Annotated in this window: 12 protein-coding genes, 1 other RNA gene and 1 riboswitch; of the genes, 4 read left to right on the plus strand and 9 right to left on the minus strand. The window is 62.0% G+C overall.

The genetic code is table 11. The annotated features are described in order from the left end of the window. Positions 1-95 precede the first annotated feature (95 nt). The gene (locus ACZ1HH_RS00860) at positions 96-1,922 is read right to left on the minus strand and encodes a DNA polymerase III subunit gamma/tau (protein WP_472637062.1); all 1,827 of its coding nucleotides are present in this window, start codon (positions 1,920-1,922) and stop codon (positions 96-98) included. 223 nt (positions 1,923-2,145) lie between these two features. Here ACZ1HH_RS00860 and ACZ1HH_RS00865 point away from each other — a divergent pair, with 223 nt between their 5' ends. Then, complete coding sequence (locus ACZ1HH_RS00865; protein ID WP_011537535.1) at positions 2,146-2,685, plus strand: protein-tyrosine phosphatase family protein; 540 nt, start codon at positions 2,146-2,148, stop codon at positions 2,683-2,685. A gap of 10 nt (positions 2,686-2,695) precedes the next feature. On the opposite strand, the gene ACZ1HH_RS00870 is transcribed toward ACZ1HH_RS00865, so the two are convergent. The 3 genes from ACZ1HH_RS00870 to ACZ1HH_RS00880 all read right to left on the minus strand — a co-directional run bounded on the left by ACZ1HH_RS00870 (position 2,696) and on the right by ACZ1HH_RS00880 (position 5,728). Beyond that, the gene (locus tag ACZ1HH_RS00870; protein WP_254658848.1) at positions 2,696-3,142 is read right to left on the minus strand and encodes a hypothetical protein; all 447 of its coding nucleotides are present in this window, start codon (positions 3,140-3,142) and stop codon (positions 2,696-2,698) included. Positions 3,143-3,266: 124 nt separating this feature from the next. Continuing rightward, a riboswitch (cobalamin riboswitch) is annotated at positions 3,267-3,500 on the minus strand. Positions 3,501-3,660: 160 nt separating this feature from the next. Next, positions 3,661-3,759, minus strand: an RNA gene (gene ffs / locus ACZ1HH_RS00875) — signal recognition particle sRNA small type. 70 nt (positions 3,760-3,829) lie between these two features. Further along, positions 3,830-5,728, minus strand: a complete 1,899-nt coding sequence (locus ACZ1HH_RS00880; RefSeq protein ID WP_011537537.1) for a 5'-nucleotidase C-terminal domain-containing protein — start codon at positions 5,726-5,728, stop codon at positions 3,830-3,832. A gap of 260 nt (positions 5,729-5,988) precedes the next feature. On the opposite strand from ACZ1HH_RS00880, the gene nudC reads away from it, so the two are divergent. The 3 genes from nudC to ACZ1HH_RS00895 all read left to right on the plus strand — a co-directional run bounded on the left by nudC (position 5,989) and on the right by ACZ1HH_RS00895 (position 9,757). Continuing rightward, positions 5,989-6,972 carry an NAD(+) diphosphatase gene (gene nudC / locus ACZ1HH_RS00885; RefSeq protein WP_487320332.1) on the plus strand — a complete coding sequence of 328 codons (984 nt, stop codon included), beginning with the start codon at positions 5,989-5,991 and terminating at the stop codon, positions 6,970-6,972. Between the two features lie 85 nt (positions 6,973-7,057). Then, entirely contained in the window at positions 7,058-7,525 is a 468-nt protein-coding gene (locus tag ACZ1HH_RS00890; protein WP_011537539.1) for an SRPBCC family protein, read from the plus strand. A 174-nt stretch (positions 7,526-7,699) separates the two neighbouring features. Beyond that, on the plus strand, positions 7,700-9,757 hold the full coding sequence (locus tag ACZ1HH_RS00895; protein ID WP_011537540.1) for a putative bifunctional diguanylate cyclase/phosphodiesterase: 2,058 nt from the start codon (positions 7,700-7,702) through the stop codon (positions 9,755-9,757). 12 nt (positions 9,758-9,769) lie between these two features. Here ACZ1HH_RS00895 and ACZ1HH_RS00900 read toward each other — a convergent pair whose 3' ends face one another. The 5 genes from ACZ1HH_RS00900 to ACZ1HH_RS00920 all read right to left on the minus strand — a co-directional run bounded on the left by ACZ1HH_RS00900 (position 9,770) and on the right by ACZ1HH_RS00920 (position 16,472). Next, positions 9,770-13,150 (minus strand): error-prone DNA polymerase, encoded by a 3,381-nt coding sequence (locus ACZ1HH_RS00900; protein WP_472637063.1) that lies wholly within the window; start codon positions 13,148-13,150, stop codon positions 9,770-9,772. Continuing rightward, entirely contained in the window at positions 13,150-14,628 is a 1,479-nt protein-coding gene (locus tag ACZ1HH_RS00905; RefSeq protein WP_487320333.1) for a Y-family DNA polymerase, read from the minus strand. Before ACZ1HH_RS00905 ends, ACZ1HH_RS00900 begins: the two co-directional genes overlap by 1 nt. Next, complete coding sequence (locus ACZ1HH_RS00910; protein ID WP_487320334.1) at positions 14,570-15,157, minus strand: ImuA family protein; 588 nt, start codon at positions 15,155-15,157, stop codon at positions 14,570-14,572. The genes ACZ1HH_RS00905 and ACZ1HH_RS00910 overlap by 59 nt, the downstream gene beginning before the upstream one ends. A 74-nt stretch (positions 15,158-15,231) precedes the next feature. Continuing rightward, positions 15,232-15,843 carry a TetR/AcrR family transcriptional regulator gene (locus ACZ1HH_RS00915; protein WP_416367761.1) on the minus strand — a complete coding sequence of 204 codons (612 nt, stop codon included), beginning with the start codon at positions 15,841-15,843 and terminating at the stop codon, positions 15,232-15,234. After that, positions 15,840-16,472, minus strand: coding sequence for an HD domain-containing protein (locus ACZ1HH_RS00920; protein WP_011537547.1), 633 nt, complete (start codon positions 16,470-16,472; stop codon positions 15,840-15,842). Before ACZ1HH_RS00920 ends, ACZ1HH_RS00915 begins: the two co-directional genes overlap by 4 nt. Positions 16,473-16,600: the final 128 nt, after the last annotated feature.

The following is a 16,600-nucleotide window of genomic DNA, read 5'->3' on the forward strand; positions in this document are numbered from 1 at the left end:
CTATCACTCCTGATGTCAGGTTTGCCCCGTTAGATATGTGAGCGGCTGCGTGCAGGCAAGGGCAAAGCCTCTGGTGCTGCGCGCCGGCGCTTGGGTCACTCCTCGAAGGGGTCCCATTCGTCTTCGACCTCGGGCAGGGCTTCGGCCTGAACCTCGGCGGCCAACTCCTCTTGGGTACGGATCTTGGTGATCTTTGCCTTGGGAAAATTCTGAAGGACCGCCTGAACAAGCGGATGTGCCGAAGCCTCGGCCCGCAGAGCGTTCTGCGCCGCATCGCGCAGCTCTGCGATTGTGGGCGCGTCGCCATCCGGGGCGATCGAGACGACCCAGCGGCTGCCGGTCCAGTTCTGGAGCGCAGTGCCGATCCGGGCCGCGAGATCCTGCGGGGCATTGGCGGCCGGGGTGAATTCGATCCGACCCGGCTGATAGGACACGAGCCGCACGCCTGTTTCGACCTCCACCAGCAGTTTGACATCGCGGTGATGGCGGATCAATTCGATCACATGTTCGAAGCTGGGATAGCGCGCGAGCGCGCTGTCGGCGCGCGGTGCGAGTGCTACGCTCTGTCCGTTGGCAGTCGACATCGTATGGCCTCCGCGCGGGTCACCACTGGGGGCGCCTTGCGGCGGGGCGGAGGCGTAAGCCGGAGCCCCGCCTCCCCCGCCCGCCGCAGGCGATCCCATGCCCTGCATGGGGTGTCCGCCGCCCGGCCCACCTGGATGTGGCGGCGGCGGTGTGTCCTGCAGTTTGCGCAGCAATTCTTCTGGCGAGGGCAGATCGGCCACATGGGTCAGGCGGATTACCGCCATTTCGGCCGCCATCATCGCATTGGGGGCGGCGGCGACTTCTTCGAGCGCCTTGAGCAGCATCTGCCACATCCGCGTCAGCACTCGCATCGGCAGGCGCGCGGCCATATCCTGTCCACGGGCTCGCTCATCAGGGCTGATGGTAGGGTCCTCGGCGGCATCCGGCGTGATCTTCACCACCGAAACCCAGTGGGTGATCTCGGCCAGATCGCGCAGCACCGCCATCGGATCGGCGCCTTCGGCGTATTGTGCGGACAATTCTGTCAGCGCAGCAGCGGCGTCGCCGCGCAGGATCATATCCATCAGATCCAGCACCCGGCCCCGATCGGCCAGGCCAAGCATTGCACGGACCTGATCGGCCGTAGTCTCTCCGGCGCCATGGCTGATTGCCTGGTCCAAGAGCGATGTCGCATCCCGCGCCGAACCTTCTGCGGCGCGGGTGATCAGCGCCAGCGCATCGTCGGCAATCTCGGCCTGCTCGCTGCTCGCAATCCGGCGCAAGAGGTTGATCATCACCTCCGGTTCGATCCTGCGCAGATCAAAGCGCTGACAGCGCGAGAGCACCGTCACGGGCACCTTGCGGATCTCGGTGGTGGCAAAAATGAACTTCACATGCGCGGGCGGCTCTTCCAGCGTTTTCAGCAACGCATTGAAGGCCGACGTCGACAGCATGTGAACCTCGTCGATGATATAGATCTTGTAGCGCGCCGAGGCCGCACGGTAGGCCACGCTGTCGATTATCTCGCGAATGTCGCCCACGCCGGTGCGCGATGCGGCATCCATCTCCATCACGTCGACGTGGCGGCCTTCCATGATTGCGGTGCAGTGCTCGCACTTGCCGCAAGGCTCAGTAGTGGGGCCACCTTGGCCATCCTCGCCAATACAGTTCATGCCCTTGGCAATGATCCGCGCGGTGGTGGTTTTGCCCGTGCCGCGGATGCCCGTCATGATGAAGGCCTGCGCAATGCGATCCGCGGCAAAGGCGTTCTTGAGCGTGCGCACCATAGCGTCTTGCCCGACGAGATCGGCAAAGGTTTCGGGCCGGTACTTGCGTGCCAGAACCTGATATTGTCCGCTCTGTACTGTGTCAGAGATCTCGGGGCTGTGCTCGCTCATGAGGGCCTTTCGAATGGTCTTTGGGGGCGCAGGCCGGATTCGACCCCAGCGCCAAGTGTTCCGTGCAAACTAAGCTCCGACGACAGCTTCGTCCACCGCTGTTGGGGATGATCGTGCAGAATGGCGAGGTGACAGAAAAGACTACCTGTAGGACGCTTTGGCAGGCTAAGGTGACAAGACGGTATCGCGGATATGGGTCCGCGGCTCCCGGGGGGGAGAGTAAATGGTAAGTGCTACGAAATTGCAGCCGCAGCAGGCTGAACCAACTTTGTCGCTACATGCGCTTTCGGTGGGCGATGGGATCCTCGCCCTGAGCCGGGCGCCCGGTGCAGGGGGCGATTATGCCGCCGATCTGCGCCTGATCCACGAATGGCGCCCGTCTATGGTGATCTCGATGACCACGCGCGTCGAGCATGTTATCCTTGGCGTAGAGACTCTGGGCACGGACATTCAGGGGCTTGGCAGCCGCTGGTTTCATATGCCGGTTGAGGATTACCAGACCCCGACAAAGGATCTTGAGGATCATTGGCATCAGGTCAGCGCGCTCGCGCGGCAGGCTTTGTCGGGTGGAGGGCGTGTCCTTGTGCATTGCCGTGGCGGCTGCGGTCGATCCGGCATGGCAGTGCTCCGGCTGATGATCGAAAGCGGCGAGCCGCCGGATGCAGCTCTTGCACGGCTCAGGGCCCTGAGGCCCTGTGCGGTGGAAACGGATGCGCAGATGGCTTGGGCCTATGGCCGCCGTCGCCAAGCGCCGCCAGCATAGGCCGAGCAGCTTAGCTCATCAGACGTGGTCTCTGTGCCCCCTGCGGGTGGCGAATTGAGGGCGCTTGCACGGGCGGACGCGCTGGGCGGGCTTCGCCAAACGCGCGGGGCATGTCTGCGCTGGAGGTGCCATGCGCGCTGCCCCCGTCTGCCGACAACATTGCATCCGCAAATCGGTCCAGCGTCTCTGTTTTGGTCGTGGCCTGCACATCGCAAAACACCCGAATACGGGCATGACTTGCGGCAAATCGCGCCGGGCAGGCTTTCTCACAGCCATCGAGGCGGCTTTCACCACTGATTTCGAAATCGTCTTTCGTAAGCCCGCGGGCGCTGTCGAGCGCTTTTGCCAGCGCCGCCAGCATCCGCTGCGCCGCTGGGCAGGGGCGCCCGAGGTGCAAACATGTTGTTGATACAAACTCATGCGTGCCCGCGTCACGCGTCTCTGTGTGGTCCGTCATTCTCGTGCCCTCCGCACTCGGATCAAGGGGCCGGAGGGATGAGCGGGACATCGGACGGGATCAGGCCCTTCGGGCGCGGAGTGATCAGCCATCAGACCTCCTCCGAGACACCCCGCCCGGCTTCAGGTTTACATTGCCGATGGCAGGTCTCCTGACTTGCGGGTCATCGCGAACCGGCCCTTCCCGACCCTTTTTTGCCGGTTACGACGTTGGGGTCAGTGGCTTTGCCGGGGAACTCGCCGCTCACAGTTGCGGGGGCAGTCACGGACTTGGCGGGACCCAATGGTCCAAAGCCTCACCGTATTCCCTTTTCATCCCACCCCAAACAGAGGCAGGAACCATCTGTCTGGATGCTACGCAGCGGTAAGTCGCCTCGTCAACTGGGATCTTTCTGCGAGCGCGAAATAGGTCAGCGGCGCGGCACAAGACACATGGGATGCGCAAGACAATACGAGGATGTGCAGGTAGGGAACAGGCTCATCAAACACAAAACCCCGCCTAGGGCGGGGTCGTGTGACAAGTGAGAGGCTGGACATCGACCCAAGCGGGGCTCGTTGTGGCTGCTTCCTTCCGGACCTGACCAGGTTGGCGAGGCGCTTGCCCGCGCCAACCTCTCGAATCCCGATATAGGGAAGCCGCGGAAAGATGACAACCCGCTGCCGGTTTGAATACTCGTGTGTCGCGCGCTCAGAGGCGCAGCTTCAGCGCCAGAAACCCAGTGTCGAGCTCTGTTGCGGAGCGGGCCACATTCTCGGGCAATTCATGGAGGTGGCGCCTGGCACCCGGGCCCGTGAGGGCAATCGCATCCACACCCAAGTCCGGGCTGAAGCGCCAGGGCGCCGGAAAGACGGCGGAAAGGTCATGTGCAGAGGCCACATAGGCGCCGACCACATCCCGGATCATCTGCGGCGGCAGGGGCAGACCGGGCGCATCCATAAGCATTCGAAAATTGCCACCGCCGCTGCTGCGGTAGCTGTTGAAGGCGACTGCAAACTGCTGGTCCCCGTGCATGGGGCGGCCATTCCACTGCAGGTTCCTGATCCGCCCCGGCCCTTCATGGAGCCTGCGTCCTTCGGCATCAAACCGCGCGTGCTCTCGAGGGTCGATTTCATACTGCAGGCCGAAAATGACATCAAAGTTGTGCCCCGGACGCGCAGGATCTGCCAGCAGGCGCGCGTCTGCATCAGGCTCCAGCTGATTAAAGAGCCCTGCGGACATCTCGAGCCAGTCTCGCACTTGATGGCCGTTGACGATGATGCAGCGCAACTCGTTGGGGTAACTGTAAATATCTGCGACATGACGGCGTGAGATCTCTCCCGGTGGGACGTCCGTGTAATTGAGCGGCCCGGCGCGCCCGCCAAATTTGGCCGGCGCCACGGCAGACAAAAGTGGCAGGTCCGCATACTCTGATTTCAGCAGCATCGGCTGCACCGCGGCAGCCTGTGCCGTCGCAATGAGTGCGAGGGCGCGATCTTCAGCAAAATAGGTGAAATAGGAATGATGTGCCTCGGACAATGTGCCGACTTTTGCCGCCATCTCGGCACGCGTCTGTTCGTGGACATCCCGTAGCGCCAGAACGAGATCTGGTGCCTCAGAAACAACCGGGCGCAGACCGTCGCGGGTTTGATGCGCTACGGCGCGTAGCGCCGCGCTGCCGCCTTCAACGCGCCAGCCCTGTGGCGTCTGACGCAGGCCGAGATCTATCACCCCGAGATGAGACCCGCCGGACCCGGGCATGACGACCGGAATCTCCCAGTCACGTCCCGAGCCGTCGGGCGGTGGGAGCAACAAATGCGTATGCCCTCCGATGGCTGCGTCGAGACCGGGCAGACGCGACAGGGGGCGAAGCGCGTTTTCCATTCCGTCCCGCGCAGTGTCATCGCCTTCTCCTGTGTGGGCGAGGGCAATCACCACATCCGCACCGGACGCCCGCAGGTCTGAAATCGCAGCCTTTGCGCTGCGCAGCATGTCATCCACATGCAAGCGTCCGGCCAGATGGTCCGCGTCCCAGAGCATGGTTTGAGGGGGCAGCACCGACAGCAGGCCAATCTTGACCTCCGCCACACCATCCTGGCCACCTGTCGCCCTTCGAAAGTGCCGCGTCAGGATCAGATGTTTGTGAACTGGCAAGGTGTCATCTGCTGAAAGCGGTGTGATGTTGCTGCTCACCGCAGGGCAGGGGAGCGCTGAGAGAACCCGGGACAAGGCGGATAGGCCGTAGTTGAACTCGTGATTGCCGAGGCCGACGGCATCATACCCGAGGACCTCAAATGCATGGATAGCAGGTGCCAAGGCGCTGTCCGTTGCCAGAGCCGGTTCTGCAAGCGGCGAACCTTGGAGCCAGTCGCCATTGTCCAAGAGTACCGCAATATCACCAGCTTCGGCTGCCTCTTTCCGGGCCTCTGCGATCAACTGAGCCGTGCGGCTGAGGCCGATGCCGGGGTGCTCTTGATCGGCGTAATAATCAAAGCCGAGAAGGTGACTGTGGACATCAGATGTCGCAAGCACGCGCAACCGCCCCGTCACGCCAGGTTGGTCGCCCGCCTCTTCTTGCGTTCCCGTGGCATCTTGATCGTCTTGGGTCATTCTATGCCATTCACCATCGCTCACAGGCGCCGTTCCGATTTGGAACGCACCCGGTGCTAGATCTGTTTGTTAACGATTAGAAGAACAGAGACATGGGCCTCTGAGAAACCCCTGCGATGGGCTTTTTTTGAGTTTTTGAAAAGCGTGGCATTTTTGCTTGTGTGTGTGACTCGATCACGGCATCACGCCTATCGCGGGCTGGCCAGTCATCGCCTATATAGGACGGTGACTTGAAATAAATTTCGGAAAGTGAGGCGGTTATGAAGCGAGCGGAGCAGGTGACCTTTGGTGGCAGCGGTCTCGATCGCGCCGCGCATTTGCGTGCAGATGGCGGTGCGCTTCAGACGCTTTGGGACGCCGCAGATGTCCAGATCATGCTTTTGTGGCGTGGCAAACCCTTGTGCGTTTTTGCGCCGGATCATGCCGAAATCGAGGGGCTGGCGTTTTTGAACGCGCGCGATCCGCTTGTCTCTGGGCGCCGTGCGGAGGCGCTTTTTCTGGGCCGGAGCGCAGAGGGGGCGGGGTATTTTGCCGTGAGCCTCGAGGACTGGGAGCCTGAGGGGCTTGATACAACCACGCTAGACAGTTTTCTCGATCCCAGCGAACAGCGTCATCCGGACCTACCGGATTCATATGCTTTTTTGGAATTGCGGCGGGTCATGACGCATCTCTCGGCCCGTGACGCAGAGCTGGCGGCAACAGCCAAGGCAATGCTCAGTTGGCACGCGAGCCATGGGTTCTGTGCCTGCTGCGGTGAGCCCAGCCGGGTGGAGCAAGCTGGCTGGCAACGCCGCTGCCCGAGCTGCAACGCGCCGCATTTTCCACGCACCGACCCGGTGGTCATCATGCTAATCACACGCGGGGATCGCGTTCTGATGGGACGGTCGCCCGGATGGCCCGAGGGTATGTATTCGCTGCTTGCGGGATTTGTGGAACCCGGAGAGACGCTTGAGGCGGCTGTGCGGCGCGAAGTACTGGAAGAATCCGGAGTGAAGGTTGGCGAGGTCGGCTACCTTGCCAGTCAGCCCTGGGCCTTTCCCATGTCGTTGATGTTTGGGTGTTCCGGCGTTGCCCTGAGTGAAGACATCACCCTTGATCCACAAGAGCTAGAAGACGCATTCTGGATGACACGCCAAGAGGCGATGGACGCAATCGCGGGTCATCATCCCACGGTGCGTGCCCCGCGAAAAGGTGCGATTGCGGGTTTTCTTTTGGAAAACTGGGTTGCAGATACACTTGAGTAACCAACATAAGTTATCTTGAAGCCAGAACACCCGGTGAAATACAGTTTTGCCGACCCAACCCGTGACCAAACGACAGGTCTGAGATATGCACTTCGAAACCAAAGAAGATACCGACAGCCCCATCGACGAGGTGTTCGCGGCGGTCACGGACTTTGAAAGCTTCGAGCGATCTGCAATCCGACGTGGCGTTGAAGTGCGCCGAAACGGCGACAGTGATGCGGCGCCCGAAGACCTATCTTGGGATGTGGTCTTTATGTTCCGTGGGTCTGAGCGCAAAATGCGGGTAGAGGTCGCCGAATGCGACCGGCCCAACACGGTTGTTTTTGCGGCCACCGGAAGCGGCATGACCGGTCTGTTGCGGGTGGATCTGATGGCCTTGTCTCCGCGACGGACGCGGATGACCGTGCGTCTGGAAATGAAGCCCAAAACTCTGGCGGCGCGACTGTTGGTGCAATCCCTGAAACTGGCACGCAACAAGCTCAATCGCCGCTATCGCAAGCGCGTAGCCGAGTTTGTCGACCTGCTCGAAAACCGGCAGTCTCAGACCGCATAGTTGCGAGCACCTCCTGCGGCCACGCCTTCCCCACAGCCAAATTCCTTCGCAAGGACTGACCTCGTGTGCATTGCATTTAATGCATTTTGAGTCTGATTGTTCTTTGTTTTTCCAAAGTTGTTAATCGCCTTGTGTCAGGATGCAGATCGAACTGCAGGACTCAAGGAATAGTGAATGTACCGCTTGCTGGATTGCATCACGCAAGAACATGATTACGCGTTTGTCGCGGTTGCGGCTCTGATCTGCGTGATCGGGTCGCTTTTGTCGGTTCATATGTCCGGGCGGCTGACTGAATGGACCGGCAAGCGAAAGATCGTGCAGCTCCCCCTGGCTGGCCTGGTGACGGGCGCGACGATCTGGTCCACGCATTTCATTGCTATGACAGCCTATGACCCGGGGTATGAACATGGCTATGAGCCTGTGTTGACGGCCACATCGCTCTTTGTGGGGGTGATCGGCTCTTTTGCGGCGAATGCGAGTCTGGCCTTTGTACCCGGTCGCGGGGCGCCGGTGCTGGCGGGCGGCCTGTTTGGGCTGACGGTATCGGCCATGCATTACACCGGAATGCAGGCCTATCTGGTGCCGGGTACGCTGTATTGGAATACCGGTGCGGTTGCGGCCTCGGTGCTTTTGGGCGTCGGGCTTGGCGCGTTGAGCTATGTGCTGATGGCGCGCCCGATGCGGGGCATTGTGGGGCGACTGGGACCGGCGCTGGTAATGGTGTTGGCGATTTGCCTCATGCATTTCACCGGTATGAGCGCGATTGAGGTCCTGTTTGATGTCGCGGTGGATGTACCGCCCAAGACCATTTCCGACAACGCCATGGCCTTGCTGGTTTTTGCAGTGACGGCAATCATTTTGCTGATTGCCATGGCCTCTGCGAGCATCGAGGTGAACATGGAGGATGATGCCCGCGATCAGCTCAACCACGCCGCCACCCACGACCCGCTGACAGGCATGCCCAACCGCATGTGGCTCACCCGGAAGCTCGACGCGCTGAAGATCCGGCTCGACGAGAACGAGACCAGGCGCTGCGCGATCATGACCATCGATCTCAACCTCTTTAAGGAGGTGAACGATGTGTACGGACACAGTGCCGGCGATGCCGTTTTGCGGTGTGTGGCGTTGCGGATGATGCAGCATGAGGGCGAGGGCGAATGTGTCACGCGCGTAGGCGGGGACGAGTTTGTGGCGATCAAAGAGGGTTTTCGTCGGATGGAGGAGGTGCTGAGCTTTGCCGAGCGTCTCCACGCAGCCATTGTCGAGCCGGTCGACTTGGAGGATGTCTCTCTGCGGGTGGGTGCTTCGATCGGGATTGCGACAACCATGGATGACGGCCGCGACCCTGCGGATCTGCTCCACAAGTCGGATGTGGCGATGTATCGCGCCAAGTCGGATCCAGACACGCCGATTTGTCGGTTCAATGCGGAGATGGACCGCCGCAGTCGTGAAAAGACCCAGATTGTGCATGACCTGCGTCTGGCGGTGGACAACGACGAGTTCGAGCTGGTGTATCAGCTGCAAAATGCGCTCGACACGATGGAGCCGGTTGGATTTGAGGTGCTGTTGCGCTGGAACCATCCAAAACGCGGGCGGGTGTCGCCGGATGTTTTTATTCCGATCGCCGAGGAAACAGGCCTGATTCGAGACATCGGTCATTGGGTCTTGCGCGAAGCCTGCCGAGAAGCCTCACTCTGGCGCCGTCCTTTCAGTGTGGCGATCAACGTGGCACCGCAACAGCTGGTTCAGCCCTCGTTTGTCGAGGATGTGATGGACATCCTGATGGAAACGGGCCTGGATCCCGCCCGTCTTGAACTCGAAGTCACCGAAGCCAGCATCATCGACGATCAGGCCCATACCTTGAAGGTGATGCATAAGCTGAAATCGATCGGCATTCGTATTGCGATGGATGATTTCGGCACGGGTTACTCTTCGCTTGCGACGCTTCAGGCGTTCCCGTTTGACAAGATCAAGATCGACCGCAGTTTTGTGCAGGATGTTCACAAGGACGCGCAGCGTGCTGCGATTGTGCGCTCGACACTGCTCTTGGGCGCGGCGTTGGATATTCCGGTGCTGGCTGAAGGGGTCGAAGTGGAGGACGAGTTGCGCTTTCTGCGCGCGGAGAGCTGCTCTTCGGTTCAGGGCTTTTATTTTGGCAAACCGATGCCACGCGATGATATGCGCGCGATCGCCTGCCGGGATGATGGTGAGGCGGACGTCGGTGTCGCCTGATGGGCTGGCTACCTAGTGAAAATCTCGGCTTGGAAACAGGCGCTTGGCCTGTTCACGTGGATGGCGCGCGCTTGTGGTGGCCTGTCTGGGGCGGGGGGCGTCATCGGCCTGCGGTTGGGTGATCCCCACGGCCTCGTCCAGCGGGTGCCCAAGATCGGAGAGCCGGTGCGACATATCGGTGATCTCCTGGGCGATCAGATGCACGACGATCCCTTCGCGTTGCAGATATCCGCGCACCTGCAGCAGCCGCCCTCCCATGACGATGCGGCGATATTGTTCATAAATCTTGGGCCAGACGACCACATTGCTGACCCCGGTTTCATCCTCCAGCGTCAGAAAGATGACACCCGATGCCGTGCCGGGGCGCTGGCGTGTGATCACCAGCCCGCAGACCGTGTGCCGCCCCAATGGCGCGTCCAGAAGCGCGGCATGCGGGGTGAGGCCCGGCAGCGCGGGGCGCAGCAATTCCATCGGATGTGCGCGCAGTGTCAGCCGGGTGGAGATGTAATCCTCCACGACCTCTTCGCCCAGATGCATGACGGGCAGGTCTACGGCAGGCTCTGAAATGCTCTCGCCATCAATCGGGTCGTCAAACAGAGGCAATGGCTTGGCGCTGCGGATTGCCTTGACCTGCCACAGGGCGTCGCGGCGTGTAAGCCCCATGTCGGAAAACGCATCCGCCTCGGCGAGCCGGGTCAGGACATCCGGGCGCAGGCCAGCGCGCAGCCACAGCGATTCTGGGTCGGGATAGCCATTGCCGCGCGCGGCGGTGATCCAGCCTGCGTCCTCCTCGCGAAACCCTTTGATTTGGCGAAACCCCAGTCGCAGGGCCAGCGCCCCATCCGGGCGACGCTCCAGCTGGTTATCCCAATCCGACGCATTGACGCAGATCGGCCTGATCTCGACGCCGTGTTCGCGCGCATCGCGTACGATCTGGGCCGGGGCATAGAACCCCATCGGCTGTGAGTTCAAAAGCGCGCAGGCAAAGACCGCCGGATGGTGGCATTTGAGCCAGGCCGAAACATAGGCCAGCATGGCAAAGGCGGCTGCGTGACTTTCGGGAAAGCCATAATCGGCAAAGCCCTCGATCTGAGAAAAGCAGCGCGCGGCGACCTCCTGGCTGTAGCCTTTGTCGAGCATGCCGTTGATGAACTTGTCGCGAAAGGTGCCAATGGTGCCCATGCGCCGAAAGGACGCCAGCGAACGACGCAGGTGGTCGGCTTCTTCGGGGGTGAAGCCCGCACCGACCACGGCAATCTGCATGGCCTGTTCCTGAAACAGAGGCACGCCCAAGGTGCGTTTGGTGACCTGTTCAAGCTCCGGGCCAAAGGGTTCGGGCTCCTCGAGACCATTGCGGCGGCGGATATAGGGCTGGACCATATCGCCCTGAATGGGGCCGGGGCGTACGATCGCCACCTCGATCACCAGATCATAAAACTCGCGCGGCTGCATGCGGGGCAGAAAGTTCATCTGTGCCCGGCTCTCCACCTGAAAGACCCCGACCGCATCCGCGCGGCAGAGCATGGCATAGGTCTTGGCATCCTCCTGGGGAACGGTGCCGATAGAAAGGGTCTCACCCTCATGCGCCTTGAGCAGGGCAAAGGATTTTTGCAGGCAGGTGAGCATGCCAAGCGACAGCACGTCGACTTTCAGGATGCCAAGCGCGTCGATGTCGTCCTTGTCCCACTCGATCACGGTGCGGTCTTCCATCGCGGCGTTTTCAATCACGGCCAGCTCATCCAGGCGGCCCTTGGTGATGACAAAACCGCCGACGTGCTGGGACAGATGCCGGGGAAAGCCGATGATCTCTCCGATCAACCGGATGGTCTGCATCAGGCGGCGGTCCTGAATGTCGAGGCCAAGCTCTTCGATGCGTTTGAGATCAACGCCGCCGTTGCTCATGCCCCAGATCTGGCCCGACAGGCCTGCAGTGACGTCCTGAGAGAGACCCATGACCTTGCCCACCTCGCGGATGGCGGCGCGCGAGCGGAAATGGATCACGGTGGCACAAAGCCCCGCCCGGTCGCGGCCGTACTTCTGGTAGATCCATTGGATCACCTCCTCGCGGCGTTCATGTTCGAAATCCACATCGATGTCCGGCGGCTCGCCCCGGTATCGCGAGACAAAGCGTTCAAACACCATGGTGATCATGTCGGGGCTGACGTCGGTGATGCCAAGCAGGTAACACAGGATCGAATTCGCTGCTGAGCCACGCCCCTGGCAGAGGATGTTCTGCGATTTGGCGTATTGCACGATGTCATGCACGGTCAGGAAATAGGCGGCAAAGCCCAGTTCCGCGACGAGTTTCAGTTCCTTGTCCATGAGGGCGACGGCTTTTTGCGTGGGGCCGTCGGGATAGCGCCACCTGAGCCCCTCTGCCGCCAGCCGCTCAAGCCGCGCCTGCGGCGTCTCACCATCGACGATCTCATGCGGGTAGTCATAGGACAGCTCGCCGAGATCGAAGCTGCATTTATCCGCGATCTCCAGCGTGCGGCGCAGGGCGGCGGGGTGGGCCTGAAAGAGCCGGGCCATGTCTGCGCCCGCCTTGAGGCGGCGTTCAGAGTTCGGCAGGGCGCGGCTGCCGATTTCATCAATGGTGATATGTTCGCGCATGCAGGTCAGCACATCCGCCAGCGGTCTGCGGCTGGCGCGGTGCATCAGCACATCCCCGACCGCCACCATTGGTGCGCTTGTGATCTGCGCGGCATGAGCGCAGGCCGCCAGATAGGCCTGATCGCTGCCATCGTACCGGGGCGCTGCGCCTAGAAACACATGATGCGGAAAACATTGCTGCATCCGGCGGATCTCGGGAATGGCGGTTTTCAGATCCGCTTGTGGCAGCGCAATCAGACTCATGCCTCGGCAGGCCGCCATCAGATCTCTGGCGTCCAGATGACATTCGCCCTTGGGTGCGCGTCGTTTGCCAAGCGTCAAAAGGCGGGTCAGGCGCGCGTAGGCAGCCCGGTCGCGGGGCAGGGCAATCCAGTCGGTCTGGCTGTCGCGCAGCACCAGACGACAGCCGACAATCAGCTTGGGCAGGGTCGGGGCCGCAGGCGGCTCAAGCGGCGCGGAGGTGTCGATCTTCTGGCGCGAGGAGGGATCAACGCGCTGGTGCGAGCGGATCTGGATACCCGCCTCTGCCTCACGCCGCAGCTCTTTCAGGGCGCTCCAGGCGCGCACCACCCCGGCCAATGAGTTGCGATCCGTTATGGCGATAGCGGCAAGCCCGAGTTCCGCGGCTCGGGTCACCAGTTCCTCGGGATGAGAAGCCCCGGTCAGAAAGGTGAAGTTGCTGGTCACGCAGAGCTCGGCATAGCCGGGCCCCGCGTGCGGGGGGCTCAGGCGCGCGGTGCTGAAGGTCTCGACCGGGCGGTGGGTTCGGTTGGGCTCCATCAGGCGAACTCCCCCTGCACGAACCAGCTTGGGGCTTGGGGCGTGAAAAACAGCCAGAGCCTGCGCCCTTCTTGGGTCTCCACCCGCCAATAGTCGCGCAGCCCGCTGCGCCAGGCCTCGTCCTCCATCCACCACTCTGGGCAGATCCGTTCGGGACCGATGGCGCGACCGGTGGTCAACGCCATGCGTCGCCAGCGAAACCGTTGCGGGGGGCGCGGGGTGCGTCCGGCGATGGGTTCGGGGGCAAACAGCAGCAGCGGGCGCGGGCGCGGCAGGGTCCAATGAGGTGCGGGGTCTGAGTAGGCGGCGGGCGAGATGATAAAGCTGCGCTCCGGGATGTGGCTGTCGGCGGGCAGGAACCGCTGGATGTTCTCTAGCCCCACCCGTGTGCCAAGGCGCGAGATCAGGTCTTCGAGCTTGTCCTTGCGCGCCGCCGAGACGTGATTGAGCTGGCGCGCAGGCAGGGGTTCCACCACGGTGGCCTCAAGGCGCAAACGTTCGATGCCGAAACCGGCGTCCAGATCCTTTAGCCCGCGCTCGAACAGCGGCAGGATGCGATGGGCGTCATGCAAGGGGCGTGCGAGGCGCAGCTCGATCTGCTGGCTGTCGCGGTCCACGCGCCCCAGTGTCACGCAGAGCCGGCGCGCGCCGACCTCCTGCGCCTGTAGCTTTGGGCAGAGCTGCTCCAGCAGACGCCGGATGCCCGCCATGACATCCCCGACCAGCCCGATGGGCTCGGGCAGGGTCAGGCGCACGCCGTAATGGGGCGGCTCGGCTTGCGGGCTGATCTCCTCGGGCTGATTTCCAAGGGCCTGATCCAGTCGCATCAGCGCCGTGGGGCCAAAGCGGCGCGTGAGCGGCGCGCGCGGCGTGGTGGCCAGCTCGCGGATCGTGCGGATCCCCAGACGCTGCAGGGCAACCGAGGTGTTGGTGTCCAGTCGCAGCGCCGCCACGGGCAAGGGGGCGAGCGCCTCCAGCATGTCACCAGCAGGGGCGATCCCCTCGCCGTAATGAGCCAGTGCCCAGGCCGCCCCACGGGTATCGCCCAACCCGATCCGCACTGTCATTCCGGCGCGTGCCAGCCGCCGACGCATCTGCGTCAGCATCGCCTCTTCGCCGCCGAACAGATGCGTGGAACCGGTGACATCGAGCACCAACCCGTCATCGCCCTCAAGCCCCACCCAGGGGCAATAGCGCGTGGCCCAGCGGCGCAGTCCCTGCAAGAATCGCTGGTCCTCTGGGGGGTGCGCCACCTGGCTGCGCAGATCCGGGCAAAAGGCGCGCGCATCAGAATAGGTCATCCCTTTATGAAGTCCCTGTGCCTCGGCGGTGGCGTTGAGGCAATGAATCCGGTTGGCATTGTTTTCCTTGAGGGTCAGGACAAAGGGGCCATCATTTGGATTCAGCCGTAATGCCCGGTCACTTGCCAGCCGGGGAAACCATAGCGATACGACGCGACGCTCTATCCCATCGAACATACCAGACACCCAATGTTCCTGATTTGTTCTTAATAAGCTCCCACCGCTGGAGAGTCGAGTCATCGGGCGAAGGCGAGGGTCGATTTGGCGAGGTCTCGGCGGCGTCAAAATGAGGGCTACAGCGCCAGCGGGTTTCAGCGGCATTGCTGCCCATGCCCTCTGGGATCAGGGCCAGCCCGATGGATTTCCCTTCCTTTGCGGCCAGTTGCAGGCGCCGCCCTTCGGTCAGGCCAAGGGGTTTGGTGAGGCTCACCACAACGAGCGCCACTGCGCCAGAGCGCAGCGCCTCTTCGGTGGCGGCAAGGGCGTCGATCTGGCTGGGCGCATTGCACAAGAGCAGATCGGCTGGGTTGATGAACTCCGCGAATCCATCCGGGTTGACTCGTGCGGCTTCCCAGGTTTCGCGCACCCAGAGCACCTGCCCGCCGCGCGCAGCTGCCAGCGCGAAAGCAAAGCTATAGGCCCCTGCGCCGCAGACCTCATGGGCGCGGCCTTCAACAAGGGGAAAGGGGAGGGGGGCGTTGGCCATGGCGCATATTCAAGGCAAAGAAGGGGACAGGGTCAACACCCATACACTGCCTGCGCCGGATTGTCTCGCGCCTCTTAGGGGGCCAGCCCGGCGGCAATGGAACGGGCCGCGGTTTCAATAAAGCGCCGCACCTCATCCGGCTCGGCGCCTGCCCGTACCCGCAGGCCCAGCGAATGCAGAACCGCCGCTGCCATCTCAGCGGCGGCCTGTCTTGCGGTCTCTGATGCACCCGGGGCGGTGTGGTCAAAAAGGCGGCGAAACTGCGCGTCGGTCTGCACCAGGCGCTGGGCCAGCCGGGCGCGAATCTCCGGGTGCGCGGGGGCCTCTGCGACAGCGGTCGAGAAAACCAGGCAGCCCTTCGCATGCGCCCCGCTATAGATCTCCAGCATGGCGGTGTAGATGATCCGCAACGCGTCTTCGGGCGTCGCGTCGCGGGGCACTTGTCGGTTCAGATCACTCTGCACGCGGATGACAAAATCATCCATCGCGCGCAGGAACATCTCTTCCTTGTTACCAAAGGCCGCATAGAGGCTGGGGCGGACGAGGCCGGTGGCCTTGGACAGGTCATCCAGCGATGTAGCGGCATAGCCCTTCTCCCAGAACACGCTGAGGATGGTCTGGCGCACCACCTGTTCGTCGAACTTGCGCGGACGCCCCCGACCCCGTATTTGCCCCGCCTTGCTCATTCGGGGAAATCCGCCCCATGCAGGACATCGCAAAAATGCGGCGGGTGAAAGTCCGGCACATGACGATGGGCCACGTCGGCACCAAAATTATGCATCGCCGTCATGGGCTTGGCGGCATAGACCTTGATGAGGGCTTGTTCCATGGCCTTTTTGAACCCCAGTCGAGGGTAGGCGTCAAGCACCTGCTCCATCACTTCTGGGGTGATATGGTCATGCGGCATGACGCCCACATCGAGCCCTGCGCCGATTTGCACCAAGGCTGCCTCGGGCGACTTTTTCTGCGGGATCGAAAACGTCGTGTGCAGCGCAATCGCATCCCAGACACGGTCGATGCGGGATTGTTCGACATTTTGCGCCGCGAGGAACTTGGCGGCGGCTTCGGCGGCGTCCACCTCAAAGCGATCTTCCGCCATATAGGTTTCGGTCAGGCCAAGGTCGTGCAGCATTGCGGCGATGTAAAACAGCTCCGGATCATACTGCGTGCCCGTTGCGCGCGCCGCCAGCGCGCCAAAGATATAGGAGCGGCTGACATGGTTGTAGAGGAAGGGATCGCTGGCCATGCGCGCCATCTCTTCTGCGGCGGCGCAGAGGGCTGTGTCGGGCGGGGTCACAAGGTCGGTGAGAAGCATCTGAATTATCCTGTACGCAAAGGTTGCACCTTTATTATGCGATTCGGTATAAAATAAAAGAGCCGGGCTTCAGATCGCTTGTGACAAAAAGAAAAGGCGCCCCGAAGGGCGCCTTAAGACCATGATAT

The sequence above is a fragment of the Epibacterium sp. HA2-3 genome (genome assembly GCF_055693725.2).

Excerpts from the sequence above, each read along its gene's own strand:
- ACZ1HH_RS00865 (WP_011537535.1), top strand. The coding sequence starts at position 2,146 with ATGGTAAGTGCTACGAAATTGCAGCCGCAGCAGGCTGAACCAACTTTG.
- ACZ1HH_RS00920 (WP_011537547.1), bottom strand. The coding sequence starts at position 16,472 with ATGCTTCTCACCGACCTTGTGACCCCGCCCGACACAGCCCTCTGCGCC.
- ACZ1HH_RS00910 (WP_487320334.1), bottom strand. The coding sequence starts at position 15,157 with ATGGCCAACGCCCCCCTCCCCTTTCCCCTTGTTGAAGGCCGCGCCCAT.
- ACZ1HH_RS00900 (WP_472637063.1), bottom strand. The coding sequence starts at position 13,150 with ATGGAGCCCAACCGAACCCACCGCCCGGTCGAGACCTTCAGCACCGCG.
- ACZ1HH_RS00915 (WP_416367761.1), bottom strand. The coding sequence starts at position 15,843 with ATGAGCAAGGCGGGGCAAATACGGGGTCGGGGGCGTCCGCGCAAGTTC.
- ACZ1HH_RS00905 (WP_487320333.1), bottom strand. The coding sequence starts at position 14,628 with ATGTTCGATGGGATAGAGCGTCGCGTCGTATCGCTATGGTTTCCCCGG.
- ACZ1HH_RS00895 (WP_011537540.1), top strand. The coding sequence starts at position 7,700 with ATGTACCGCTTGCTGGATTGCATCACGCAAGAACATGATTACGCGTTT.
- ACZ1HH_RS00860 (WP_472637062.1), bottom strand. The coding sequence starts at position 1,922 with ATGAGCGAGCACAGCCCCGAGATCTCTGACACAGTACAGAGCGGACAA.
- nudC (WP_487320332.1), top strand. The coding sequence starts at position 5,989 with ATGAAGCGAGCGGAGCAGGTGACCTTTGGTGGCAGCGGTCTCGATCGC.
- ACZ1HH_RS00890 (WP_011537539.1), top strand. The coding sequence starts at position 7,058 with ATGCACTTCGAAACCAAAGAAGATACCGACAGCCCCATCGACGAGGTG.
- ACZ1HH_RS00870 (WP_254658848.1), bottom strand. The coding sequence starts at position 3,142 with ATGACGGACCACACAGAGACGCGTGACGCGGGCACGCATGAGTTTGTA.
- ACZ1HH_RS00880 (WP_011537537.1), bottom strand. The coding sequence starts at position 5,728 with ATGACCCAAGACGATCAAGATGCCACGGGAACGCAAGAAGAGGCGGGC.